General features: G+C 71.6%; 21 protein-coding genes and 3 pseudogenes. 16 read left to right on the plus strand and 8 right to left on the minus strand.

Translation table 11 applies throughout. The annotated features are described in order from the left end of the window. Nucleotides 1–19 precede the first annotated feature (19 nt). Nucleotides 20–322, minus strand: a pseudogene (locus ACZ7DE_RS33540) (DUF6193 family natural product biosynthesis protein); the annotation flags it as partial. 91 nt (nt 323–413) lie between these two features. Here ACZ7DE_RS33540 and ACZ7DE_RS33545 point away from each other — a divergent pair. From ACZ7DE_RS33545 to pqqE, 6 genes are all read left to right on the plus strand, one after another. Beyond that, the gene (locus tag ACZ7DE_RS33545) at nt 414–1571 is read left to right on the plus strand and encodes a PQQ-dependent sugar dehydrogenase (RefSeq protein ID WP_470767838.1); all 1158 of its coding nucleotides are present in this window, start codon (nt 414–416) and stop codon (nt 1569–1571) included. Between the two features lie 76 nt (nt 1572–1647). Beyond that, the gene (pqqA, locus tag ACZ7DE_RS33550; protein ID WP_470768006.1) at nt 1648–1776 is read left to right on the plus strand and encodes a pyrroloquinoline quinone precursor peptide PqqA; all 129 of its coding nucleotides are present in this window, start codon (nt 1648–1650) and stop codon (nt 1774–1776) included. Between the two features lie 9 nt (nt 1777–1785). Then, nucleotides 1786–2700 carry a pyrroloquinoline quinone biosynthesis protein PqqB gene (pqqB, locus tag ACZ7DE_RS33555; protein WP_470767840.1) on the plus strand — a complete coding sequence of 305 codons (915 nt, stop codon included), beginning with the start codon at nt 1786–1788 and terminating at the stop codon, nt 2698–2700. Then, complete coding sequence (gene pqqC / locus ACZ7DE_RS33560) at nt 2697–3479, plus strand: pyrroloquinoline-quinone synthase PqqC (RefSeq protein WP_470767842.1); 783 nt, start codon at nt 2697–2699, stop codon at nt 3477–3479. Before pqqB ends, pqqC begins: the two co-directional genes overlap by 4 nt. Before the next feature lie 47 nt (nt 3480–3526). Then, nucleotides 3527–3748, plus strand: coding sequence for a pyrroloquinoline quinone biosynthesis peptide chaperone PqqD (gene pqqD / locus ACZ7DE_RS33565; protein WP_470768008.1), 222 nt, complete (start codon nt 3527–3529; stop codon nt 3746–3748). Further along, the gene (gene pqqE, locus ACZ7DE_RS33570) at nt 3736–4875 is read left to right on the plus strand and encodes a pyrroloquinoline quinone biosynthesis protein PqqE (RefSeq protein WP_470768010.1); all 1140 of its coding nucleotides are present in this window, start codon (nt 3736–3738) and stop codon (nt 4873–4875) included. Before pqqD ends, pqqE begins: the two co-directional genes overlap by 13 nt. A 92-nt stretch (nt 4876–4967) precedes the next feature. Here the strand turns inward: pqqE and ACZ7DE_RS33575 are convergent, their stop codons facing one another. Then, nucleotides 4968–5450 carry a MarR family winged helix-turn-helix transcriptional regulator gene (locus tag ACZ7DE_RS33575; RefSeq protein ID WP_470767843.1) on the minus strand — a complete coding sequence of 161 codons (483 nt, stop codon included), beginning with the start codon at nt 5448–5450 and terminating at the stop codon, nt 4968–4970. A gap of 163 nt (nt 5451–5613) precedes the next feature. Here ACZ7DE_RS33575 and ACZ7DE_RS33580 point away from each other — a divergent pair, with 163 nt between their 5' ends. Further along, nucleotides 5614–6978 carry a pyridoxal phosphate-dependent decarboxylase family protein gene (locus ACZ7DE_RS33580; protein WP_470767845.1) on the plus strand — a complete coding sequence of 455 codons (1365 nt, stop codon included), beginning with the start codon at nt 5614–5616 and terminating at the stop codon, nt 6976–6978. A 126-nt stretch (nt 6979–7104) separates the two neighbouring features. On the opposite strand, the gene ACZ7DE_RS33585 is transcribed toward ACZ7DE_RS33580, so the two are convergent. Beyond that, entirely contained in the window at nt 7105–8613 is a 1509-nt protein-coding gene (locus ACZ7DE_RS33585) for a flavin-containing monooxygenase (RefSeq protein ID WP_470767847.1), read from the minus strand. Between the two features lie 426 nt (nt 8614–9039). On the opposite strand from ACZ7DE_RS33585, the gene ACZ7DE_RS33590 reads away from it, so the two are divergent. Next, nucleotides 9040–10347: a hypothetical protein gene (locus ACZ7DE_RS33590; RefSeq protein WP_470767849.1), complete on the plus strand. Its 1308-nt coding sequence runs from the start codon at nt 9040–9042 to the stop codon at nt 10345–10347. A gap of 391 nt (nt 10348–10738) precedes the next feature. Next, the gene (locus ACZ7DE_RS33595) at nt 10739–11188 is read left to right on the plus strand and encodes a spore-associated protein (RefSeq protein WP_470767851.1); all 450 of its coding nucleotides are present in this window, start codon (nt 10739–10741) and stop codon (nt 11186–11188) included. A gap of 171 nt (nt 11189–11359) precedes the next feature. Here ACZ7DE_RS33595 and ACZ7DE_RS33600 read toward each other — a convergent pair whose 3' ends face one another. Further along, entirely contained in the window at nt 11360–12613 is a 1254-nt protein-coding gene (locus ACZ7DE_RS33600; RefSeq protein WP_470767852.1) for a GNAT family N-acetyltransferase, read from the minus strand. A 152-nt stretch (nt 12614–12765) separates the two neighbouring features. Between ACZ7DE_RS33600 and ACZ7DE_RS33605 the strand changes: the two genes are divergently transcribed. After that, nucleotides 12766–13251, plus strand: a complete 486-nt coding sequence (locus ACZ7DE_RS33605) for a DUF2975 domain-containing protein (RefSeq protein WP_470767854.1) — start codon at nt 12766–12768, stop codon at nt 13249–13251. Next, nucleotides 13251–13472: a helix-turn-helix domain-containing protein gene (locus ACZ7DE_RS33610; RefSeq protein ID WP_361758489.1), complete on the plus strand. Its 222-nt coding sequence runs from the start codon at nt 13251–13253 to the stop codon at nt 13470–13472. Before ACZ7DE_RS33605 ends, ACZ7DE_RS33610 begins: the two co-directional genes overlap by 1 nt. Before the next feature lie 324 nt (nt 13473–13796). On the opposite strand, the gene ACZ7DE_RS33615 is transcribed toward ACZ7DE_RS33610, so the two are convergent. Next, entirely contained in the window at nt 13797–14039 is a 243-nt protein-coding gene (locus ACZ7DE_RS33615) for a DUF5302 domain-containing protein (protein WP_470767856.1), read from the minus strand. Between the two features lie 259 nt (nt 14040–14298). Between ACZ7DE_RS33615 and ACZ7DE_RS33620 the strand changes: the two genes are divergently transcribed. Further along, nucleotides 14299–15141: a hypothetical protein gene (locus ACZ7DE_RS33620; protein ID WP_470767858.1), complete on the plus strand. Its 843-nt coding sequence runs from the start codon at nt 14299–14301 to the stop codon at nt 15139–15141. Nucleotides 15142–15328: 187 nt separating this feature from the next. Here ACZ7DE_RS33620 and ACZ7DE_RS33625 read toward each other — a convergent pair. Next, nucleotides 15329–15883 (minus strand): annotated as a pseudogene (locus ACZ7DE_RS33625) (LysR substrate-binding domain-containing protein); the annotation flags it as partial. A gap of 1 nt (nt 15884) precedes the next feature. On the opposite strand from ACZ7DE_RS33625, the pseudogene ACZ7DE_RS33630 reads away from it, so the two are divergent. Next, nucleotides 15885–16304, plus strand: a pseudogene (locus ACZ7DE_RS33630) (nuclear transport factor 2 family protein); the annotation flags it as partial. 639 nt (nt 16305–16943) lie between these two features. Further along, nucleotides 16944–19232 (plus strand): catalase, encoded by a 2289-nt coding sequence (locus ACZ7DE_RS33635; RefSeq protein WP_470767860.1) that lies wholly within the window; start codon nt 16944–16946, stop codon nt 19230–19232. Nucleotides 19233–19672: 440 nt separating this feature from the next. Here ACZ7DE_RS33635 and ACZ7DE_RS33640 read toward each other — a convergent pair whose 3' ends face one another. After that, nucleotides 19673–21061, minus strand: a complete 1389-nt coding sequence (locus tag ACZ7DE_RS33640) for a serine/threonine-protein kinase (protein ID WP_470767862.1) — start codon at nt 21059–21061, stop codon at nt 19673–19675. 184 nt (nt 21062–21245) lie between these two features. Further along, a complete protein-coding gene (locus ACZ7DE_RS33645; RefSeq protein WP_470767864.1) occupies nt 21246–22523 on the minus strand; it encodes an FAD-dependent monooxygenase in 1278 nt (425 codons plus the stop codon). An 80-nt stretch (nt 22524–22603) separates the two neighbouring features. Between ACZ7DE_RS33645 and ACZ7DE_RS33650 the strand changes: the two genes are divergently transcribed. Together ACZ7DE_RS33650 and ACZ7DE_RS33655 are read left to right on the plus strand one after the other, a co-directional pair. Further along, the gene (locus ACZ7DE_RS33650) at nt 22604–23188 is read left to right on the plus strand and encodes a TetR/AcrR family transcriptional regulator (protein ID WP_470767866.1); all 585 of its coding nucleotides are present in this window, start codon (nt 22604–22606) and stop codon (nt 23186–23188) included. Nucleotides 23189–23324: 136 nt separating this feature from the next. After that, on the plus strand, nt 23325–24113 hold the full coding sequence (locus ACZ7DE_RS33655) for an SGNH/GDSL hydrolase family protein (protein ID WP_470767868.1): 789 nt from the start codon (nt 23325–23327) through the stop codon (nt 24111–24113). The last annotated feature ends 133 nt before the right edge of the window (nt 24114–24246 follow it).

Raw genomic sequence — 24246 nt, forward strand, 5'->3', positions numbered from 1 at the left:
GGCAGTGGTGGCCGTGCCCGGCCGGGAGGTTGTCGACGAGGAGGGCCACCGCGGCGTCCGCAGTCGGGGTGAACCCGATGGCCTCGGGGCTTCGAGGACGGCGGACGCGGAACCGCCCGTCATGAAGCGGATCGGGCCAACGGCGCCCGCAGCGAGAACGGGTGGCCCAGTTGCCGACGGCTTCGGTCGTGAACCGATTTGTCGGGCCGTCAGCCCGATGGGGGAATTCAGGTGGCCCGCGCGGAAATGTGCGCTCAATACTCCCTACAGAAGGCATCGCCATGTCCCGCGCCCATTTCGCTTTCCGAGGGTGCATCACCATGCGGCGCAGGAATGGGCGTGTCGGTATTGATTCGACGGCGGGTCCCTTTGCGGAATGCGGCCGTCGTCCGCCACGACAGGAAAGGCATCACATGTCACGCTTGGCGCATTCGGCGCTGCATCGGGTCCGTCCGGGCAGAGCCGCGATCGCTGCCGTCACCGCTCTGCTCGGCGCCTGCGTCCTGCAGCCGACGTCAGCGACCGCGGCGGCGGAGAACCCCGCATCGCAGGCGGCGGTCGGGGCGGGTACCCGGGCCGACAGCAGTGCCCCGTCCGGCGTGTCGGTCCTCTCCGACAAGTGGACGAGGCCCTGGGCCATCTCCTTCCTGCCCGACGGGAAGAAAGCGCTCGTGACCGAGCGCCGCAGCGCCACGGTGTGGGTCCAGCACAGTGACGGGTCCAAGAAGAAGGTGGGCCAGGTGCCGAACACCGTGGTCCCCTCTCCTGCCCTCCGGGTCGGAAGCGGCGGCCTGCTGGGTGTGGCTCCCTCGCCGACCTGGAACGGCACCACGGACAAGGACGTCTTCTTCGTCCATACGGCCGCCTCCGACATCCGGGTCGCGAAGATGCACTTCGACGGCGCCTCCCTCAGCGACTACAGCGTCGTGCTGGGCGGAATCACGCGGGGCGGGGACCACAACGGCGGCAAGATCGCCTTCGGCCCCGACGGCTATCTGTACGTCAGCGTCGGCGACGCCCTGCAGGGATCTCTCGCGCAGAAGAAGGACTCGCTCAACGGGAAGATCCTGCGCATCACCAAGAGCGGCGCCGCGGCACCCGGCAACCCGTTCGGCAACCGCGTCTACAGCCTCGGCCACCGCAACCCGCAGGGCCTCGCCTGGGACGCCCGGGGCAGGCTGTGGGAGACCGAGATCGGCGAGTCCACGTGGGACGAACTCAACCTGATCACTCCGGGCGCGAACTACGGCTGGCCCACCTGCGAGGGGTCCTGCTCCAAGGCGGGTATGACCAACCCCAAGAAGGTCTGGAATCCGGACCAGGGGGGTGTGCCCGCCCAGATCGCGATCAAGCGCGACGTCATCTACGTCTCCACGCTGCTCGGCCAGCGGCTGTGGGCGCTGCCGATCGACAGCACCGGCAAGGCCGTCGGAACCGCGAAGTCGTACTACAACGGCGCCTACGGCCGGCTGCGGGCCATCGCCAAGGTCCCCGGCGCCGACGAGCTCTGGCTCGGCACGACGGACCGCGGGGACGACAAGGACCGCATCCTCAAGATCACCATCAAGTGACCTCCCCCTCGACCGACTCCTCACGCAGGAGTGAACGCACCACCCCCGAAAGGAAGGTACGCACATGACGGACACCATGGAGCAGCCCGAGCAGCCGGCCGCGACCACCACGGAGCAGGCCGACACGACCCCCTGGCAGACGCCCGGGTACACGGTCGTCGACACCGCGCTGGAGGTCACCGCCTACTCCCTCTCCACCCGCTAGTCCCCCGCCATGCTGCTGCAGGTGCTCGGCACCGCGGCCGGCGGCGGAGTCCCGCAGTGGAATTGCGCGTGCCCCGGGTGCTCCGGGGCACGCGCGCATCCCGAGCGGCGCCGCCGTCACGCCTCCCTCGCGGTCCGCACGGACGAGGGCCGCTGGTACCTCGTCAACGCCACCCCCGACATCGGCGACCAGATCGAAGCCCATCCGGCGCTCCACCCGGGGCCCGGCCCCCGTCAGACGCCGATCGCCGGGGTCGTCCTCACCGACGCCGAACTCGACCACACCCTGGGCATCGCGCGGCTGCGTGAGGCCGAAGGCCTGGAGATCCTCGCCACGGCCCCGGTCCGCCAGGCGCTGAACGACCGCCTGCGCCTCGGCGAGGTGCTGGGCCCCTACACCGCTGTGACCTGGCGCGAGCTGCCGTGCCACAGCACTCTGCCGCTGGGCGGCGACACCACCGGCCCGTCCGGCGACGGCGTGCGGATCAGCGCCGTCCCCGTGTCCGCGAAGCGCCCCCGCTACGCCGCCGACGCCGCCGAGGACGACGCCTGGGTGGTGGCCCTGCGCCTGTACGACCCGGTCACCGGCAGGTCGGCGGTCTACGCCCCGGCCGTGGCCGCGTGGTCCGACGCGCTGCACCGGGTCGCCTCCGAGGCCGACTGCGTCATCGTCGACGGCACCTTCTGGGACGACGAAGAGCCGCGCCGCACCGGTGTCTCCTCCCGTACCGCCACCGCCATGGGGCATCTGCCCATCGACGGGCCGGGCGGCACCGCCGGCATCCTGGCCACGCTGTCCGCGCGTTGCCTGTACACGCACCTCAACAACACGAATCCCCTCGTCGATCCCACCGCGGCACAGCACAAGCGGCTCGCGGCACTGGGCATCGAGGTGGCCGACGACGAGATGGTGATCGAGCTGTGACCACGGCACTCGCCCCCCTGACGGAGCCCTGGAGCCCCGCCGAGTTCGAGGCCCGCCTGCGTGCGGTGGGCCAGGAGCGGTACCACGACCGCCACCCCTTCAACGTCCGCATGCACGAAGGCGACCTCAGCCCGGCGGAGGTGCGCCGCTGGATCGCCAACCGCTTCCACTACCAGCGCCACATCCCCGTCAAGGACGCGCTGATCACCGCCAAGCTGGACTCCTCGCGGCTGCGGCGCATGTGGCTGCGGCGGATCGAGGACCACGACGGCCGCGGGGAGGGCGAGGGGGGTATCGAGCGCTGGCTGCGGCTCGGCGAGGCGGCCGGCCTGGACCGCGAGAGCCTGCAGTCCGGTGAGTCCGTACTGCCGGGCGTGCGGCTCGCGGTGGAGGGATACGTGAACTTCTGCCGTCTGCGCCCGCCGCTGGAGGCCGTCGCGGCCTCGCTCACCGAGCTGACGGCTCCCGATCTCATGCGCCTGCGCATCGACGCCTTCGAGCGTCACTACACCTGGATCGAACCGTCGGGGCTCGAGTACTTCCGCACCCGCGTCGACCAGGGGCGGCGCGACAGCGGCGAGGCCCTCGCGCTCGTCCTGGAGTGGGCCCGCACCCACGAGGACCAGCAGCGGGCCGTGGCGGCGCTGAGCTTCAAGTGCGACGTGCTGTGGGCCCTGCTCGACGCCGTGCAGCAGGCCGGGCAGCAGGACCGGCACGGTCAACAGGCAGCGCAGCCGGACCGGGACCGTCGGCCGGCCGGCCGACAGGGGCAGCTGTGAGGCCGGAGGCCGAGAGCCAGTGGCGCCCGGCCCTCGCCCCTGCCCTGATGCTGCGGCACGACAGCGTGCGCGGCACGGACCTGCTGCTCCTGCCGGAACGCGTCGTCGTCCTCGAGGGACACGCCGGGCAGGTCGTCGGCCTGTGCGACGGCACGCGCACCGTCGGAGGGATCGTCGACGTCCTGGCCGAGCGCTGCCCGGGCGCCCCGGTGGCCACCGAGGTGCCCTCCTTCCTCGACCGCCTGCGCCAGGAGGGCTGGCTCACGTGACCGTTCCCCCCGCTTCCGCGGACGCCGTGAATCCACCACGCCCCTGGGCCCTGCTCGCCGAACTCACCCACGCGTGCCCGCTCCACTGCCCGTACTGCTCCAACCCGCTGGAACTGGCACGCCGCTCGGGCGAACTGAACACCGCGGAGTGGACGGACCTGATGGGCCAAGCCGGCGCGCTGGGCGTCGTTCAGGCCCATCTCTCCGGTGGCGAGCCGCTGTTGCGCCCCGATCTGGAACAGATCGTCGCCGCTGCCGCGTCCGCCGAGATCTACACCCAACTGGTCACCAGCGGCACCGGCCTGGACGAGGCCCGGCTGGGCGCGTTGTGCGCGGCGGGGCTCCGCAGTGTTCAGCTCTCCGTGCAGCACGCGGACGCCCCGGCGAACGACCGGATCGCCGGACGCCCGTCCTCCTTCGCGGCCAAGGAGCGGGCCGCGGCACTCGTTCGCGGGTCCGGGCTTCCCCTCGGTCTCAATGTGGTGCTGCACCGTGACAACCTCGACGCCGTCGACGCACTCATCGAGTTGGGCGTGGCCTGGGGCGTGGAGCGCATCGAGCTGGCCAACGCCCAGTTCTACGGCTGGGGCCTGCTCAACCGTGCCGCGCTGCTGCCCGCGCACGACCAGCTGGTCCGGGCCCGGGAGACCGTCGAACGCCGGCGGGAGCAGCTCGCCGGCCGCATCGACCTGGTCTGGGTCGTCCCCGACTACTTCGACGGCGTCGCCAAGCCGTGCATGGGCGGGTGGGGGGCGGTCTCGCTCACCGTCGCACCCGACGGCACCGTCCTGCCGTGCCCGGCCGCCGCGTCCTTGCCGGACCTCGACGCGCCCAACGTCCGGGACCGTTCGCTCGCCTGGATCTGGGACCACTCCGCGGCCTTCAACCGCTTCCGCGGCACCGACTGGATGAGCGGCCCGTGCGGCGGCTGTCCGCGCCGGGAAGAGGACTTCGGCGGCTGTCGCTGCCAGGCGTACGCCCTCACCGGTGACGCCGCCCGCACGGACCCGGCGTGCGGGCTGTCCCCCGACCACCACCTCGTTCGCACACTCGTCGAGCAGGGCCCGGCCCAGGACCCGCCCCCGTACGTCTACCGCCGCCCCGGAGCGGTACCGCAAGCCCACTGAGGGCCACCGAGCCCCCACCGCCCGCCCCGCATCGCGCACGCCCGCGATCCCCGCACCCCGCCGGCCGGGGTGCGGTCGCCGTACCGGCCGGGTCAGCCGTCGCGCAGGGCCCTGTCGATGTCGCCCAGCGACCTGGTCAGCCGTCCGTAGTCGGCCGGGTCGACCGGCGCGACGAAGTACCGCTCGACGACCTGCGCGTGAACGGCGGCGGCTCGGACGAACATGGCACGGCCCTCATCCGTCGATTCCAGCCGGACGCTTCGGCGGTCGCCGGGCGACGGCACGCGCCGGACCAGTCCTGTCTGTTCCATGCGGTCGATCAGACGGGTGACGCCGCTGCTGGTGAGCGTGATGTCGTCGGCGAGCCGGCGCTGCGAGACCTCCTCGTCCGGCTGCCGGCAGAGCCTGATGAGGACCTCGAACATCGTGTGGCTGATCCCGCACTCCCGCCGCAGAGCGGCGTCGATCCGCTGCTCCAGGCGGGTGGCGGCCTTGATCAGCAGCCCGAAGTCGTGCACGAGCGGGCTGTCGGCGGCGCGGGCGGCCTCGTCGCCCCGCCGGGTCGCGGCATCCACCTGTCTGCGTCCTCTCGCACCGTCGGCCCGTTGCCGACCTCCCCGGAGTTTACTGCCACGTCACCTACCGACGTCTCAATTGCTGAGCAATCAATTGCTGACTGGTCAACGAAATTCTATGCTGCCCGAGTCACACCGCAGAGAGCCGGAGAAAGGGAGACCCGTGGACCTGCAGCGCTGGCTCGGCCGGGCCGAGGACGCCATACACGAGTGGGCGGACACCTTCGGCCCCTACCGACCCCACCCGTCCCTCATGGTCGAGGACGACCGCTTCGCCCCCGTCTTCGAGGAGTTCACGGGGCGACTGAAGGACAACTACCCCTTCTTCCACCCGCACTACGCGGGCCAGATGCTCAAGCCCCCGCACCCCGCCGCGGTCGTCGGCTACCTCACCGCCATGCTGATCAACCCCAACAACCACGCGCTGGACGGCGGTCCCGCCACCGCCCGCATGGAGCGTGAGGCCGTGGCGCAGCTGGCCGCGATGTTCGGCTACGACACCCACCTCGGCCACCTCACCACCAGCGGCACGATCGCCAACCTCGAAGCGCTGTACGTCGGCCGCGAACTCCACCCCGGGCAGGGTGTCGCCTACAGCGCCGACGCGCACTACACCCACGGCCGCATGTGCCAGGTCCTGGGCATGAAGGGCCATCCGGTCCCCACCGACGACCGCGGCCGCATGGACCCTGACGCGCTGGAGGACGTCCTGCGGACCGGAGAGGTGGGCACGGTCGTGCTCACTGCCGGGACCACCGGCCTCGGCGCCGTGGATCCCATCCACACCGCCCTCGCCCTCAAGGACCGCTACGGCGTCCGCCTCCATGTCGACGCCGCCTACGGCGGCTTCTTCACCCTGCTGGCCGGCGCCGACGGCCCCGAAGGGCTCCCGCCCGAGCCGTGGCAGGCGATCGCCCGGTGCGACTCGATCGTCGTCGACCCCCACAAGCACGGACTTCAGCCGTACGGCTGCGGCGCCGTGCTGTTCCGCGACCCGGAGGTGGGCCGCTTCTACCTCCACGACTCGCCCTACACCTACTTCACCTCCACCGAGCTCCACCTCGGCGAGATCAGCCTGGAATGCTCACGGGCCGGCGCGTCGGCCGCCGCCCTGTGGCTCACCTTCCAGCTCATCCCGCCCACGCCGGACGGGCTCGGCGCCATCCTCGCGGCCGGCCGGCGGGCCGCCCTGCGCTGGACGGACCTCATCGACGCCTCCGATGTCCTGGAGCTCTACCAGCGGCCCGAGTTGGACATCGTCGGCTACTTCCCGACCGTGGAGCCCGCCACGCTGACCGCGGTCGACGCGGCATCCGCCCGCATCCTGGCGGACGGGATGACGCGTCCCGACCCGGTCTTCCTGAGCACCCTCAAGGCCGGCCGCGAGGCGTTCACGGCACGCCACCCGAAGATCACCGCCGACGCCGACGGCGCGCGCGTCCTGCGCAGCGTCCTGATGAAGCCGGAGAGCGAGCAGCACGTGGAGCGCATCCACGACCGGGTCGAACAGATCGCCCGGGCGCACTGAGCCGTTCGCCGAGGCCGCCGTCGACGAGGGCGTCGACGGCGGCTGGTACGGGCTGGACACCCGGGCGCCGCCCCAGGCGTACGGACCTCTGCAGCAGACAGCGGCGCACTGCGTCTCGTCGCGTCATCACTGGTCCTCACGGTCTCCGGGTCGCTGTCCCGCCTGAGCCGGGAGGGGAAGGGGGCGGGCCCCCGGTGTGTCGTAGGTGTAGGCGTCGGCGTCGAAGTGGCGCAGGAGGCGCACGAGGCGTCCCGTGGACCACGGCCAGGCGAAGGTGTTGTGCCCGGTGGGAGTGAAGTAGTAGCTGGTGCAGCCGCCCGTGTTGTAGACCGTGGTCGCGAGCGCCTCCTGGACGGCGGCGTTGTGCGCGGCCTGCGCAGCCGGCCGGACGTTCATGGCGCGGTGCCCGCTTCGGTCGAGGTGGGCCAGGGCGGCGACGAGGTACGTCAACTGGGCTTCCAGGACCGTGATGGCGGAGGTCGAGCCGCCGAGCAGGTTGGGCCCCAGCAGCAGGAAGAGGTTGGGGAAGCCGCTCACGGTGGTGCCCAGATACGCCCGCGGTTCACCGCACCAGGCTTCGTCGAGCGTCCGGCCGCTCGCTCCGTACAGGGTCGCGGCCAGCGGCAGCTCACCGACGCGGAAGCCCGTGGCCTCGATGAGCACGTCGGTGTGGACGACGGTGCCGTCGGCGCCGACGACCTCGTTGCCGCGTACGGCGCTCACGGCGGTGGGATGCAGGTGCACGTGCGGCTGGGACAGGGCCTGGTAGAAGGTGCTCGACGTCAGGAGGCGCTTGCAGCCCAGCCGGTAGCCAGGTGTCAGGTGTCTGCGCAACTGCTGGTCGCGGACCGCGAGGCGCAGGTGTGCGTGGGCGCCCGCCTCGAGGAGGCGGGCGGCCTGCGGGTGACGGAAGGCGTAGCCGAAGCCCTCCTGCAGGGCGTACTGGCCGGCGCGCAGGGCTCCGCGTACGCCGGGAATGCGGTCCATCAGCTGGTTGAGCACCGCGGGTACCGGCAGATCGGGCTTGGGCAGCACCCATGGGGGTGTGCGCTGGAAGAGGTTCACGGTCGCGGCCTGGGCCTGGACGGCCGGGACGACCTGGACGGCGGAGGCTCCGCCACCCACCACGGTCACCCGTCGCCCGGTGAGGGCGACCCCGTGGTCCCACTGGGCGGTGTGGAAGACGGGGCCTTCGAAGCCCTCGATCCCGGGCACGTCCAGGCGGCGTGGGACGTGCCACGGGCCGGTGGCCAGGACCAGGACCGTCGCGCTGTACGGTCCGTCGCTGGTCTCCAGCAGCCAGCGGCCGGCCGCCCCGTCCCACCGTGCCCCCAGCACCCGTACACCGCAACGCAGCACCTCGCCGAGCCGGTGTCGCTCGGCCGTGGCCCGCAGATAGGCGAGGATCTCCCGCTGGTCGGCGAAGACCCTGCTCCATGCGGCATCCGGGGTGAAGGAGTAGCTGTAGAGCGTCGAGGGCACATCACAGGCGCAGCCCGGGTAGGTGTTCTCCCTCCAGGTGCCGCCGAGTTGCGTCCCCTTCTCCAGAACGAGCAGGTCGTCGAACCCTGCCTCGCGAAGCCGGATCGCGGCGCCGATCCCGGAGAACCCCGCTCCGACGACCACGGCCCGCACGTCCCTGACCGTCCGCGCCCGCTGAGCCGGGATCACAACGACGCCCCGGGCAGGCGGCCGACGCACACACCACGGCCTCCACGCGGCGCTCGCGGATCTCTTGGGCGGGCGGACCCGAGCGGTTGGAGCCGTTGGGCGGCGGCGTCGAGCAGCAGGGCGATCGGGGCCGGGCCTCGCTTGAGTGGTGTGATCACGTACGGCCAACGAGCACGGCGCTGCGATGTCACATCGCCCGGTCGTGACGGTTCCCCGACAGGAAGGGTGGGTTGCGGAACCGGGAGCGGCAATGGTCTATGGTTATCGTCGAATAGACGATAAAGTGGGAACGGTTGCGCGTGCGAGGACTGCTCGGTGAACGGGGCCTCCGCGCCAAGGGAGTTGATCGACGTGTCAGTTGCGAACAGTGAGCCTGCACCCAGGTGCGAGGTGCACACGACCCCGCAGGAGCTGGCAACGGAGCTGGCCGTGCTGACCGAGGTCGACTGGCGGAAGGTCTGGCCGGGGGCGGGTGGGGGACACGAGCCCGACCCGGCCTGGCTCGCCCAGTTCAACTGGCAGGTGATCGACTTCCAGTGGCGCTACAACGACTGGGGGCCGATCACGGTGCAGACGCGCACCGGGAAACGGCACCACCTCGAGACCACGACGTCCCACTCGATGGTGTACGCCTACGCCTCCCACCGGCTCTGGACCGGCAGCACCCCGGACAAGCACAAGGAGGTACACGAAAGGGAAGCGGCCGAGGCGGCCACGGCGTGGGAGGGATACCTGGCATCCGCTCAGCGTGTTCTCGGCGCACCCACGTGGTCGGGCGCCTGGGACGGCGCCGGCTTTCCCGTCACCTTCGGCAGCAGGGCCGGAACTCCCGAGCGGCGTCGCAAGTACAACCCGTACCGGCTCGCCGTGTGGAATCCGCGGGGGCCCGAGTCCGCAGTGATCGTCATCAAGATCTACTCGGACGCCTACGGTCGGCACTCCGTCGATCTGAAACTGCACGACCCGGCGCTCGTCGTGCTGGACGACACCGACGCCGAGGTGGAGCAGAAGGTCGGCGACGTCAGCCGACACGGACAAGCACCAGGGGCGCGGCGGCTCTACGGCGACCCGGAGCCGGAGGACAAGCCGGACACGAGCTGGCAGGACGTGTCCGCACAGCTGGAAGCGGTCTCCGCGTGGGACTGGGACGCCATCTTCGGCGCCCATGAGTGGAACAGGGCGTTCGCCTCGGCCGGGGAACTGGAACGCTGGGCCCGGCGACTCGGCTGGACCGTCACCGGCGTCGACCGTTCGGGCTGCGTCTCCGTCACGACCGCGGAAGGCCACTCGGTGTGGCTCCCTCCGGTCCTGCGGTATCCCGCACGCGTGAACTGGCTGGAGTCCAAGCTCTGGAGAATCACGTCCAGGCCCTCCTCGTCCTTCCACAGGAAGGTGCTCGAGCCCGCCGACGCACTCTGGACGGACTGCATGGCCGCTGCCCGGCAGATCCTGGGCGAACCCGGATTCTGCGGTGACCCCGACGGCCCGGGCTTCCCCAGGAAGTGGCAGACCTGGCGTGAAGAGAGTCCGGGCTTCAAGATCAACACCCGCTGGTTGGCCCTCTGGCCCTACACAGGCGATCCCGCCCCGGCCATCGGACTGTTCATGCAGGGCGGATTCCTGGAGCGCGGCTTCGAGAGCGAAGCCGCACAGCTTGATCTACGCATCTGGCGCCCGGCCGCGCTCCGCGGCATCTGACCGCTCCGCCTGCGCCCGCCGCGCACCCGGACCGTGGTTTCGTGAGGCGACTGCCGTGGGCGGCGGGCCCGACACCGAGGCGGAACCGTCCCGGGTCGCACGGGAGCTGCCGCGGAGAGGCGTGCCGGGCACGAGTCACATGTCCGCCCGCAGCAGCTCCGGCACGGTGGGTTGACGCCGCCCCACGGCTCGCCACGCCTCCAGAACTCCCATGAGGCACGCAGCCCGAACCCGGCACGCACCGTTGTCACGCCTCGGGTTGCGTCCCAACTCGGCCAACTGCACTGCCAGTTATGACCGAAAACACCGGTAACTCCGGCACAACCAACCGTGGGCCCCGCCCGTCACATAAGGAAGGAGTAACCAACTCCTAAGCATACAAGGGGGAAATATGCGCTTCACTCACTCCATGCTGGGCGCCGCCGCACTGGCCGCTCTGTCGGTGGGGGCCACCACCGCCCTGGCGGCACCCGCCTCCGCCACACCCAACACCACCCCTCAGAAAGTCTGCGGAAGCGGCTACAAGACCGTGAACTCCGCTGCCGTCGGCACCCTGGGCACCGTCTACCTCGCCTACAACTCCACCAACGGCAACAACTGCGTCGTCACCATCCGCAACAACCCCGGCACCGCGGTGGACATGAACGCCTGGATCTACGTCCCCGACACCAACGAAGGCGACGACGACTACGGGCGCTACACCTCGTACGCAGGACCGTCCTACGTCATCGGCAAGGGCCACTGCGTCGACTGGGGCGGCGGTATCGGCAACACCTACGTGCAGGTGATCGGCTCCAACTGCGCCTCCCTCAAGGAACACCGCACCACGTACACCCACTGAGCCGCCCCCCGTCAGCCCACCGCACCCGGCGCCCGCCGACCACGGGCCGACGGAGTGCCAGGGCTCGCCGGAAGGCACCGTGACGCAACACGCGCAGCAGGACCTCGCGGTCCGACCCGCCCTGGCGGAACCCATCGGGCTCCGCCAGGGCGACCCCCCGGGTTCGACTGTTCAGTAGAGCGGGAAAGCCCAGCCGCCCGGGTACCACGGCTCGCGTTCCCCGCGGAATGCTGCCGAGCCGACGGCGAGAGCCCCTCGCCGCAGTTCCTCGACGAGGCCGGCAGCCGCGAGGGCGGACAGCGAGGTGCCGCCCAGGAAGGCGGCGCCGAGTTCCGCCGCCGTCAGCCGTATGTCGGCCGGGGCGGTCGTGGGCTCGCAGACGGCCCTGCCCGCTTCCGCCTGCAGGCGGTGGCGCCCGCTGTTCCACGGGCAGAAGTCGTCCCGCACGTCGAGGACGAGGTCCAGCGGAAGGCTGTAACTTCGGCCCGCCAAGGCCCGTCCGACGTCGACCGGCCGCAGCCACAGACGGTCCACCGGCGCGGCCCCGACCGCTCGCGGGTCGACCAGTAGATGCGGCAAGGACTCGTCCACGGCCCCCTCGTAATCGATCCATGCCACGAGGTCGATGCCCGCGAGGAAGCGCCACAGCGCCGCATAGGACGAGCGCGAGCACGCTGCCAGCTCCACCACTTCCACCACCCCGGCACTGCCGCCGAGCCCGTCCGGCGCGGAGCCGTGCCGGTAGAGCGCATAGCCGGTGGCACGGCCGTCGCGCTCCTGGTGCACGGCGCACCGGAGCGAGGTCGCGGTACCGCGCCGGTGCGGATGGTCGGCGAGGCGCACCGTCCAGTGGGCCGCCTGCCGGTCCGGCCAGCCGACCGTGGCCGCGCGGACCTCGTCGTAGATCTTCTCGAGGACGGGACGGGCCTGACCGGCCTGCCGCAGGCGCACGGTCCCGTCGCCGAAGTCGACGTCGGGGCGGAACCGCATGGCGCGCCGATCGCAGCGCATCCGGTTGCCGACCGTCGCACGGCCGTAGCCGTACCGTCCGTAGATGCCGGCCTCGGAGGGGCGGAGCGCGGCGATCGGTTCGCGCCGCTGCTCGTGCAGGTCGGTCAGCTGGGCACGCATCATCGAGGTGAGGATGCCGCGGCGGCGATGCGTCGGGGCCACCCCCACGGAGGCGACCCCTGCCACGGGCAGCACACCGCCGGGCACGGTCAGCGTTCGGCCGTAGAGGGAGGCGCCGGCGACCGGCTCGCCCTCGTCGAACACGGCCAGGGTGCGAGCGAGATCCGTCGCGGCCCGTTGGTCGGCCAGTTCCTCTTCGGACCGATCCATGCCGTACGTGTCGGCGATCATGCGCGCCCAGGGAACGAACTCATGCTCGTCAACGCAGCGAAGCCGGAATGAAGAAGAGGCCATCCGGCATGTGTACCGCACACCCGACCGAGCTGACGACCGGGCCACCTGAGCCCTGCCAGTTCACGGCTGTCCCCCAGGCCCTTCATCCCACTCCTTGCCTCACCTATCGAATTTCGATAGATTCCCATCGCAACTCGATGGAAGGATGGGTCGTGGGAAAGCTGACCGTGCGTGCGCTGCGCGCCGTGCTCGTGGTGGTGCTCGCCGGCACGGTGTTCGTGCAGGCATTGATGGTGTGGGCGTTGGCCACGGACCCGGAGGACGGGTCGCTCCCGCTGACCCCGCTGCGCGTGATCACGATCCTGGGCATGGCTTCGGCCCAGGTCGCCCTCGTCTGCGTATGGCGGCTGGTGACGATGGTGCGACGCGGAACCGTGTTCTCGCACGCCGCCTTCCGGTACGTGGACGGCGTGATCGGCGCGATCGTGGCGGCTGCCCTCGTGTGGTTCGCGGTCACGATCATCAATGCGCCGGGCCAGCGGGAAGACCCGGGCGTCACCGTCATCATGGGCGGGGTGGGCGTGGCCATCCTGGGGGTCGCGCTCATCGTCCTCGTGCTGCGGATGCTGCTCGCCCAGGCCGTCGCACGCGACGTCGAAGCGGCACAGATGCAGGCCGAGTTGGACGAGGTGATCTGATGCCGATCGCCGTCGACATCGACGTGATGCTGGCCAGGCGGAAGATGTCCGTGGGCGAGCTCGCGGACCGCGTGGGGATCACACCCGCCAACCTGGCGGTACTCAAGAACGGCCGCGCCAAGGCGGTGCGCTTCGCGACACTCGCCGCGCTCTGCGAAGTGCTCGAGTGCCAGCCGGGCGACCTGCTGCGCTGGGAGACCGAGGACGCCGCGGACGAATGACGCGCCCTTGCGAAGTCCGTCTCCTGGTCCTCCATTCGCCCCACGCTCGCCGTCGGCCCACGCGATGTCCAGCGAGTTTTTCGCACCTCGGGGAGAAGGATCGGGACGGGACACCGCACCCCCGAGCAGGGAGTCGATTGCCGTCAGGTCGGTGAGACCGCCGAGCCCCTGCTCGGGCGTGGTGAACTGCGGGATGAGCGGCTGGTCGGTGAGGGCGAGATCGTCGCCGCAGAACACTGTCGTCAATGCGCTGCGGAGTTCGGCCTCATCCCTCCCGTGCGCTGTCGGAGCCTGCCGGCTCCCGTCCGGAGGCCGTTTCCGGACTCAGCCGCCGCTCTTCCGACGGAACGACCGCTGACTCGCGGCCGGACCGTGCGCGCCGTGGATCTTCGACGGGTCGGTGTTCGCAGCCGGGTCGTTGGCGTCCGTCTGCATGCCCCGCTTGCGTGCCAGCGCCTCCCGAAACTTGCGCTTCAAGTCGTACTGGCCGTCTTCGTCGGGCGAGAGAGAACTGCTTTCGCCCTCAACCGGCTCCGAGCCTTCCGGCGATGGAGACTCTGCAGCCATGGTGACCTCCTGGGACTGGGCGATGGAAAGCACAGCTTGTCATGACGAGCGCCCCTCGATGTGCCCGCGACCCACATCGCGCCACCCGCCGGCCCGCGCAGCGCACGCGGAAGTCCAGCCACGAACAGCCCGGGGCACGGCACCCCGCTGCCCGGGCATCGGCCGAGACGCTCCGGAACCTGCCCACCCTCGGCGTCCCACAGCGCCGGGACGGCGTTGCGCCCGTCCTCGGTCCCGGCAGAAGTCCTAGGCTCGGCCCGTGGGGCAACCTGAGCAGCGCGCCGAGGGCGCAGGACCGTTCACCACCCGGCTGACCTGGCACCTTCCCGACGGCGGCACCGCTGTGTGGGAGTCCCGGCTCGCGCGACGGCGTGGGGTGCTCGCCGTCCGCCCCCACAGTGCGGCGGTCACGCGCCACATCCGCGCGGACTCCGTGTCCGTCACCCGGCTGCGCCGGCTCAACGCCATCGCCGCGATCGCCTTCGTCATCGGCGGGGCCCTCTTCGCGGCCGGTGCGGCCGACGCCCAGTTCGGTTCCGGCGACGCCACCGAGTGCGCCTCGATCTACTTCACGGGCGGCCTGTTCTTCACCACCGGCGGATATGTCTCGCTGCTCCAGGCGATCAACTCGCCCCGCCACGTCGCCGGCGGCGAAGGACGGTTGGTCACCCACCCCTGGCGATGGTGGAGCTATGAGCCGACCCGGGTGGACTGGCTGAGCACGTTCGTCCTCTTCGCGGGCACTCTCGTCTTCGCCGTCGACCTGCTGGACTCCTTCTTGCAGGGCCTGAGCGTGCAGCAGGTCAACCGGCTGATCTGGACGCCCGACGTGATCGGTTGCATCCTCTTCCTGGTCTCCGGCCACCTGGCCTTCGTCGAGATCTGCCACGGACGGCGCTGCGTCCGGCCGCGCAACCTCGGCTGGTGGATCGTCGCCGTCAACCAGCTCGGGTCCGTCCTGTTCATGGTCTCGGCGCTCGCCGCCTACACCCGCCCCGCCACCGGCAGCCTCGTCAACGCCGACATCGCCAACTGGGGCACCCTCACCGGCGCCCTGTGCTTCTCCCTGGCGGGCTTCCTCCAACTCGGCGAACACGCATAGGGCTCGCACTCCGCGTAGGGCGAGGCGACTGTCGTCAGGCGGGAGACGGGAGGCGGGCTGTCGCCAGCAGGGAGGCGGGCGCCTGCTGTGTCCCTCCCCACTCCCCCGCCCCTGCGCACCCCTCCGAGCCGCGGACCGGCGGACGTCCGCCGCGCGGCAGCGGGACCCCGGAAGAGGTGCATGTGCATCACGGCGGCGCAGCGGCGGGGGCGTCCGTCCCGGTCGGCCGGTGGGCGGCATCGGCCGGACGGACCGAGGCGAAGGCTGTCGCGAGCTGGGCGAGCAGCGGCTCGGCGGAGGGATGGGGGTCGCGACGTGGTGTGATCGCGTAGATGCCGCGGGTCGGCGGATCGACGAGGCTCACCGTGGTGACGTCGGCGCGCAGCGCGCGGGTCAGCACCCCGGGTATCAGCGCGATGGCGTGGCCGGTTGCGACCAGGGCCGGCTTGCCGGGCAGGTCGGCCGCGGTGAGGTCGATGCGGGCGCCGACTTCGGCGCGGGCGGCGTGCCCGCGCAGGAGGGCTGCCGAGCCGTCGTTGTCCTCGGCCCAGGTCTCGTCGGCCAGCGTCCACATGTGCACCGGGCCTCGTCCGGCCTGAGGATGGTCGACGGGCAGTACCACGACCATGTCGTCAAGGCCGATGAACCGCCGCTCGATCCGCGGGTCATGGGGCAGCCCCGGCGGTGCATCGGTGACGACGGCGATGTCGAGATCGCCGGCGATCACACGGTCGTGCAGTTGCGCAGCCGGCCTGGCCGACACCCCGGCCGCCCCTGAGGCCGACATCGCCGTTGCCGCCACGGCCCCTGCCGTGGCGGACGCAGTGCTCGAACCGCTCCGCGCCTACATCCGCGGACACGCCACCGGCGACCCCGCCCACTTCCGCGACGCGTTCCTGCCCACCGCCCACGTCGAGGGGATCCGGGACGGCGCATTCGTCTCGTGGCCGCTGCACGAGTACTGCGCTCTCTTCCACGGCAGGCCGGCTCCGGACGAGCCGACCCGCTCCCGCCGCATCGACGCCGTCGACGTCCACGGCAGCGTCGCGACCGCCACCATGACACTCCGGCACGGCGCGGACACGTTCACCGACGTCTTCCTGCTGGTCCGCGTCGACGACAGGTGGCACATCGCCGACAAGGCCTGCCACCGGCACTCCTGAACGGACGCAGGACCTGGACGTCATACCACTGCGGCCGGCCGCTCGCCTCCGCCGGGGCGTTCGACTTCGGCCATCCGGTCCCCGTCGCGGAGGCCGGGGACCTCGCCGTCTCCGCCCGTGGACGGACGCGACCGTGAGGCCTGCGCGCATGACCAGGGGGCGACCAAGAGGGCGACCCACCCGCCCGGGTCGCCGTGTCCGCCGCCCGGCACCGTGCGCCTTCGACAGACCGGGGCGTCCCGGCTACCCGGCTACCCGGCTACCCGGCCGTCGGACTGTCCGGATTTCGGCCTTCCGCGTCCCTGGCGTCGCAGGCTGCGCTTTCCGTATGCCTTGAGTCCTGATGCCGGGGTACGCAGTCGTGGCGGTCACAGCGATCGGGAGGGAAGGAGAGCGAGCGGCATGGGCGAGCGGGTTTCGGACTGTGCCGACCGGGTCGATTCACTCCCCTGACACACGCCCGGTGTGCGGGTGATCGCGCCGTGAGACGTTGGCAGACCACACACCTTTTTCGGATGATTCCGGACAAGCTTCGCCCGAGCGAGGCCTTTCGCCGGCCGATTGTCAGCCCTCACGACACTCCGACACGCATGGCCACGGTGACCGTGGCCGGCCAAGAGCAGAGGAATCGATACATCGATGAGTCAGCCCAATCCCCTCAAGCGGGCAGCCGAGAAGGTCACCGAAGCCGTCCAGGGCAGCGACGCGGGCCCGGCCGAAGGGATTCCCGGAAAGCCCGGTCCCGAGTCGCCGTCCGTCGCCGAGCCGACCGAACCGCGGGAGCCGCTGCCGCCGAAGCCGGACCAGAGCGGCCCCGAGACCATGTCGCCCACGGGGCAGCCGACCGGTGACGCACAGGCGCGGGCGGCCCAGTCCGGGGCGTACCTGACCACCGCTCAGGGCGCGCGGCTGTACGACACCGACCACTCGCTCAAGGCCGGGCCGCGCGGGCCGGTGCTGCTGCAGGACCATCACCTGCGCGAGAAGGTCATGCACTTCGACCACGAGCGCATCCCGGAGCGTGTGGTCCACGCCCGCGGCGCGGCAGCGCACGGAGTGTTCCGGAGCTACGGCACCGCGGCCTCCGTCACGAAGGCCGCGTTCCTCGCCAAGGACGTGGAGACACCGGTCTTCGTGCGGTTCTCCACGGTGCTGGGGTCCCGGGGCTCGGCCGACACCGTGCGGGACACTCGGGGTTTCGCGACGAAGTTCTACACCGACGAAGGCGTCTTCGACCTGGTCGGGAACAACATCCCCGTCTTCTTCATCCAGGACGCGATCAAGTTCCCGGACGTCATCCACGCCGGAAAGCCGCACCCGGACCGGGAGATCCCGCAGGCCCAGAGCGCCCACGACACCTTCTGGGACTTCGTCACCCTGCACACAGAGGCCACCCACCACACTCTGTGGAACATGTCCGACCGCGGCATCCCGCGCTCGTACCGCATGATGGAGGGCTTCGGCGTCCACACCTTCCGACTGGTGGCCGCCGACGGCTCCACGACGCTGGTGAAGTTCCACTGGAAACCGAAACTGGGCGTGCACTCCCTGGTGTGGGAGGAGGCGCAGATCGCGGGCGGCGTCGACCCGGACTTCCACCGCCGGGACCTCGCCGACGCCATCGAGGCGGGCGCCCACCCCGAGTGGGAGCTGGGCATCCAGACCTTCCCCGACACCCCGGAGCAGACCTTCGAGGGCATCGACCTGCTGGATCCGACGAACATCGTTCCCGAGGAGCTCGCCCCCGTGCAGCCGATCGGGCTGCTGACGCTCAACCGCAATCCGTCGAACTACTTCGCCGAGACCGAGCAGGTCGCCTTCCACGTCGGCCACCTCGTCCCGGGCATCGACATCACCGACGACCCGCTGCTCGCCGGACGCCTGTTCTCCTACCTGGACACCCAGATCACCCGTCTGGGCGGCCCCAACTTCCCCCAGCTGCCCATCAACCGGCCGCACGCCCCCGTCAACGACATGCTGCGGGACGGCATGCACCAGACGGCCGTGCACCGGGGCGTCGCGCCGTACCGGCCCAACTCCGTCGACGGGGGCTGCCCGTTCCTGGCGGGCGCGGACGCCGGTGCGTACGTCGAGGCCCCCGTGCGGGTGCCGGAGGCGACGAAGGTGCGCGAGGCTCCCGAGTCGTTCTCGGACCACTTCAGCCAGCCCCGCCGGTTCTGGCTGAGCATGAGTCCGGTGGAGCGCGAGCACATCATCGGCGCCTACACCTTCGAACTCGCCAAGTGCTACGAACAAGCCGTCAAGGAGCGGGCCCTTCAGGTCCTGGCCAACATCGACGCCGAGCTGTGCGCGGGCGTCGCCGAGGGCCTCGGGCTGCCCGCGCCCGAACCGACCGTGCCGCCGGCCGACGTCGAGCCGAGCCCGGCGCTGTCCCAGATCGGCGGCACCTGGCCGGCGGACGGCCGCATCGTCGGCATCGTGACCGGACCGAACGGCGACCTGGACGGCGTACGCGCTGTGCGCGAGGCGATCCTCGGTGCGGGCATGGTCCCGCTGGTCGTCGCGCCCACGGGAGGCGTCCTGGGATCGGGCGACGGTGCGGTGACGGTCCAGCGGACGTACGCCACCGCGCGGTCCGTCGAGTTCGACGCCCTGCTGCTGGCGGGGTCGCCCACGGCGGGCAGCGACGCGTACGGATCCCGCGACGCCAAGGCCAACCCGTCCGGCGCGGCACCCGCAGCGGTCGATCCCAGGGTGGGGCTGCTGCTGTCGGAGGCGTTCCGCCACGGCAAGGCGATCGGCGCGTGGGCCGGCGCGGAGACCGCCCTCGACGCGTCCGGGGTGCCCGGTGGCGCCCCCGGGGTGGTGGTCGCCGACAGTGGGACGGCCGCGCTGGAGCAGGTGCGGGAACTCATGGGCTCCCACCGGGTGTGGGAACGCTTCACCACTGTCACCGGCGGAGCCTGACCGGCGGGGCGGGGCCGGGGGACGTACCAACGTCACCACCCGGCCCCGCGAAAGTGGCACATCGTAAGGGAGGTGGCGGGTGCCGGCGCAGGCGGCCGCGCAGACGCCGGCCGCCCCGGGCAGTCGCCGCTCGCAGGGTCGGGCGGTCGTCGGCTCGGCTCCTCGCCCCCTTCGCCTTCGGCACATCGCCGCCCGCGCGATCCCGGCGTCCTGGGCGCGGTACGACGTCTGCGGGGATGGTTGGCCGGCTCCTCAGCACGACGGGACTGCCGGCCCTCGGCCTCAGGTCAGGCGTCCGGGCCGGTCGAAGGGAAGCGCTGTCGAGTGGAAGCAGTGTCGAGTGGAAGCGCTGAAGTGCGAGCGTCCGCCGCCCAGGGGTGACGCCAACGGGATGTCCGTCGTCAGCCGCGGTCGTCAGGGGGCCGGCCGCCCCCTCGCCCTCATCCGGCTGCGTCCGCCTTCTTCACGTTCTTCGTCTGTGCCTTGCCCTGAGCCGCTTCGTCCTTCTTGGCCTTCTTGGACGGTCCGCCGTGTGTCTCGGCCTGCCGGGGAGCGCCGCTTGAGCCGGAACCCCGCGTCGGGTCCGTGTCCCGTGGGTCGGTCGTAGCGGGGGGCACGCTGTGCCCACGCGCAGAGTCCCGGAGCCGTTGGGCGGCGGCGGGGGTTTGGGACAGCGGTGCGGTCGGCGTGGTGGACATGTCGTCCTCGTCTGCCGAGGAGCCCGGCGGGTCGGCTATCGCGGTGGGGCTGCCGGCGGAGGGGGCCGCGTCCTTGTCGCCGCCCTGGTACGAGGAGCCGTCGGTGAGGGCGAGGGTCGCGGCCACGAGGGCGGCGAGCGTCGCGGTCGCGCCGGCCTTCAGCGCGCGGCCGCGTGGGGGCCCGAACGCACGCCGCGGGGCGCCGGGCAGCACGTTCCTGTGGGTGGGGTCGGCGTCCCGGCGCGATGTCCTGCTCCGACCGATGCTCACGGCTCGGGACGCGGACGGGGCGGCCACGGAGAGGTTGCCGGCCAGCGGGGCCAGCACCCGGGCGCAGTCGCGCGCCGTCGGGCGTTCCTGCTCGTCCAGTGCGGTCATGTCCCGCAACAGGGCTGCGAGTTCCTCCGGAAGGGAATCGGGCAGGACGGGTGGGCGGTGCAGCCGCGCGATCGCAGCCTCCAGCGGGCCGCCGTCGTATTCGAGCCTGCCGGTGAGGCATTCGAGGAGGACCAGGCCGAGGGCGTAGACGTCGGCGGACAGTCCGACGGGCCGACCGAGCACCTGCTCGGGAGAGAGATAGGCGGCGGTGCCGATGAGTTGACCGGTGGCGGTGCGGGTGGTGGCGTCGAGCAGCCGGGAGATGCCGAAATCGGTGAGGTGGGGGCGGTGGGACTCGTCCAGGATGATGTTGGACGGTTTGACGTCACGGTGGACGACCGCCGTCTCGTGCGCGTGAGCCAGAGCCAGGGCGAGGTCGGCGCCGAGCGCGGCGGTGGTCTCGACCGGCAGGGGCCCTTCGGCGATACGGGCTTTCAGGGTGGCGCCTTCGATCAGTTGCATGACCAGATAGGCGTCGCCCTCGTGGCGTCCGGCGTCGTAGGCGGTGACCAGGCCGGGATGTTGCAGCCGGGCCAGGATCACCGCCTCGCTCCGGAAACACTCCTCGGTGTCGAAGCCGGTGCCCGGCCGGAATATCTTCACCGCCACCGGTCGCCTCAGCCGCAGATCGAAGCCCCGGTGGACGTCCGCCGCGCCGCCCGACCCGATGAGAGCGTCCAGCCGGTACCGGCCGGCCAGTATCCGGGCAGAACAACGGGAGGTTCGTGCGAAACCCGACTCGCGCAACCTCAAAACGAACTCCCATTGCTTCGACGTGCGCTTCGGGCTGGCACGTGTGGATGACGGACTCCGCCCCCGTTGACGGCGGACGCACGAACGCGGGTACCCGTGAGCCACCGGACTACCCCCGTGACTTCTCCGGCAGGTCAGCGGCCGGAATCCACCCGCCGAAGTGGGCGGGACGCGGCTGTGGAGTTCACCGTTGCTCCGTTATGCCGGCGGGGCCGGAGCCGGGGGCGGGGCCGGGATCGGAGGCGGAGCCGAGGTCGGGATCGGAGGCGGGGTCGGAAGCGGCGGTGCGGGCGGGGGCGGAGGGCGGTTTCCAGCCCAGGACCGTGTCCAGGGCTCTCAGCGACAGCGCCTGCGGTGTGGCGCGTACCGCCAGGTTCCGGACGGACACGGCCAACGGGTGGGAGAGCCGGGCGAGTTCGCCGATGCGCCGGGAGCGGCGGCTGATCCGGGTGGTCCGCCCGTGTCTGGCCCTCGTGTACGCGGCGAGCGCGGCCCGTACGTCGTCGGCGGGCGCGAGGAGATGCGCCGCGACGACCGCGTCCTCGATGGCCTGGCAGCCGCCTTGCCCCATGTTGGGGGTCATCGCGTGGGCGGCGTCGCCGAGCAGGGCCACCCGGCCGAGATGCATCCCGGGCAGGGGCGCGGCCAGTTCGTGGAAGTCGTGGTGGAGTATGCCCACCGGGTCCGGGTTCCGCTGGTCGAGCCGTTCCAGCAGTGCGGGTATCGGATCGTGCCACGCGCCGAAGCGCCGGGTCAGCTCCGCGTGATGGTCGGTCTCGCGCCGCGCGTCGGGATCGGAAACGGCGGTGGCGTAGACATAGACACGGCCATCGGCGAGTGGCACGACGCCGAACCGCTCGCCTCTGCCCCAGGTTTCGGCAGCCTGCTGGGGAGGCAGGCCCGCACCGGGGAGCACCGCCCGCCATCCGGCTTCACCGGCGTGACGGAGCCCGGGGTGGGCGGGGAAGAGCTGTCCGCGGAGCACGCTGCGAATGCCGTCCGCTGCGAGTACGACGTCGGCACGCAGGTCGCCGGCCGAGGTGCGCACGGCCACGGTGTCCCCCGCGTCGTCCACGCCGGTCACTGATACGCCGAGGCGTACGGCGTCGGCCGGCAGGGCGGCCACGAGGGTGTCGATCAGGAAGCCGCGGTGCACGGCGCGCGCGGGCAGCCCGTAACGGGCGGTCACATCGCCGCTGTCGGATCGACTCAGCCACGTGCCGTCCGGTGTGCGCAGCCCGACCTGACCGGGGAGGCCGTCACCCGCCCACAACTCGGGACCCAGGCCGATCGAATGCAGGGCGCGCAGCGCGTTCGGGGCGAGCACGATGCCGGCGCCGACGCCCGTGAGTTCGGGGGCCCGTTCACAGACGGTGACGCGCCATCCGCGGCGGCTCAGGGCCACCGCCGCGGTCAAGCCCCCGATTCCGCCTCCGGCCACCACGGCATGACGAGCACCCATGTCGACTGTCTCCCTCCACCCCCGCGTCCTCTACATCTGTAGAGGAACATGTCCGCACTCTACATCTGTAGAGTGCGGACATGTCCATCCCTGACCGCAGGAACCTGATCGCCGATGCCGCGATCAGCACCGTGGCGACCGCCGGGCTGCGCGGCCTGACCCATCGCGCGGTAGACGCCGCCGCGGGCCTGCCGACCGGCAGCACGTCGTACTACTTCCGCACCCGCAGCGCTCTGATCAGCGCCTGCTACCACCGTCTGGCCGAACTCTCGGTCGCCGACGCGGATCGCTGGGAAGCGGAGCACTGGCCCCCGGACCTGGAGGCCGCCGCAGGCGCGCTGGCCGCACTGCTGCACCACTGGCTGACGGCGGCGCGCGACCGCCAACTCGCCCGCTTCGAACTCAGCCTGGAGGCAACCCGTCGCCCGGAGCTGCGTGCCGACCTGCAGAGCGCCGGCCTGGCCGCACGGTCCAGGGCCACCGCTCTGCTGGCAGCGCTCGGGGCTCCCCGCCCGGCGCCGGCCGCGGATCTCCTCGCGGCCTGGACCGACGGCCTGCTGTACGACCGGCTCGCCGGCGCACTGGCCACGACCCGCCCACTGCCCGACGTGACCGAGTTGACCCCGGTGGCCCGACGGATGCTCGAAGCCGCGCTCGCCACCTAGCCGGGCCTGCGGGGCGGCCGCGCTGTCACATGTCCCGCCCGGGAGGCGGCCGCCGCGCGCCTGCGCGCACTACAACCCGGGCTTCAACCTTTGGGAAACTTGAACCTTTATGAAACGAGGTGCATAAACTCTCCTCATGACCGACCCGCACCCCTGCACGCGCTACGTGGCAATCGGCGACAGCCTCACCGAAGGGCTCGGCGATCCTTACGCCACAGGCGGCCACCGCGGCTGGGCCGACCGGCTCGCGGAGATCCTGGCGGCGCACGAGCCCGGCCTGTCGTACGCCAACCTCGCCGTGCGCGGGAAGACCGCCGCCCAGATCCGGGCCGAACAACTCGCTCCCGCACTGGAGTTGAAGCCGGACCTGGTGACCGTCATGGCGGGCATGAACGACCTGGTGCGCTCGGGCTTCGACGCCGCGTCGGTCGTCGCCGACATCGAGGAGATGTTCGCCCGCCTCACCGCCTCGGGCGCCCGCGTCGCCACGGTGACCTTCCCCGACCTGGGAAAGGTCTCGCCGCTCGCGCGCCGCGTCCTCCCCCGGATCCTCGACCTCAACACCCGTCTGCGCGCGACCGCCGAACGGCACGGGGTCGCCGTACTGGACGTCTTCACCCACCCCGTCACGACCGACCCGCGTTTGTGGGCCGACGACCGGCTGCACGCGAGCCCGCTCGGCCATGCGCGGATCGCCTCCGGCATGGCCCACACGCTCGGCCTGCCGGGCCACGCCGCCTGGGCCGAACCGCTGCCCGCACAGCCTCCCGTTCCCGTACTGAGAGCCGTTGGCGCCGAGGTGCGCTGGGCCGTGGACTTCCTCGGCCCCTGGCTGTGGCGGCGGCTGCGCGGACGCTCCTCGGGAGACGGCTGCTCGGCGAAGCGGCCCGAGCCCGGGCCGGTGACGCTCCCGGACGCCGTCTGAGCGGCCCTGCGCGCGACTCCCCCGTCGGACTCGACCGATGAGGTCGCGCTCGGCCGGAGCGCATACCCGGCCAGGCCGGCGCCGCTCGCCGCTCGCCGCCGAGATGTTCCGGAGGGCGTGAGCGTCCGCCGGC

The sequence above is a fragment of the Streptomyces sp. NPDC037083 genome, from assembly GCF_055606485.1.

Bases quoted from the DNA above. Each gene is read 5' to 3' on its own strand.
- ACZ7DE_RS33545 (WP_470767838.1), top strand. From the start codon at position 414: ATGTCACGCTTGGCGCATTCGGCGCTGCATCGGGTCCGTCCGGGCAGA.
- pqqA (WP_470768006.1), top strand. From the start codon at position 1,648: ATGGAGCAGCCCGAGCAGCCGGCCGCGACCACCACGGAGCAGGCCGAC.
- pqqB (WP_470767840.1), top strand. From the start codon at position 1,786: ATGCTGCTGCAGGTGCTCGGCACCGCGGCCGGCGGCGGAGTCCCGCAG.
- pqqD (WP_470768008.1), top strand. From the start codon at position 3,527: ATGCTGCGGCACGACAGCGTGCGCGGCACGGACCTGCTGCTCCTGCCG.
- ACZ7DE_RS33595 (WP_470767851.1), top strand. From the start codon at position 10,739: ATGCGCTTCACTCACTCCATGCTGGGCGCCGCCGCACTGGCCGCTCTG.
- ACZ7DE_RS33600 (WP_470767852.1), bottom strand. From the start codon at position 12,613: ATGGCCTCTTCTTCATTCCGGCTTCGCTGCGTTGACGAGCATGAGTTC.
- ACZ7DE_RS33610 (WP_361758489.1), top strand. From the start codon at position 13,251: ATGCCGATCGCCGTCGACATCGACGTGATGCTGGCCAGGCGGAAGATG.
- ACZ7DE_RS33615 (WP_470767856.1), bottom strand. From the start codon at position 14,039: ATGGCTGCAGAGTCTCCATCGCCGGAAGGCTCGGAGCCGGTTGAGGGC.
- ACZ7DE_RS33635 (WP_470767860.1), top strand. From the start codon at position 16,944: ATGAGTCAGCCCAATCCCCTCAAGCGGGCAGCCGAGAAGGTCACCGAA.
- ACZ7DE_RS33645 (WP_470767864.1), bottom strand. From the start codon at position 22,523: ATGGGTGCTCGTCATGCCGTGGTGGCCGGAGGCGGAATCGGGGGCTTG.
- ACZ7DE_RS33650 (WP_470767866.1), top strand. From the start codon at position 22,604: ATGTCCATCCCTGACCGCAGGAACCTGATCGCCGATGCCGCGATCAGC.
- ACZ7DE_RS33655 (WP_470767868.1), top strand. From the start codon at position 23,325: ATGACCGACCCGCACCCCTGCACGCGCTACGTGGCAATCGGCGACAGC.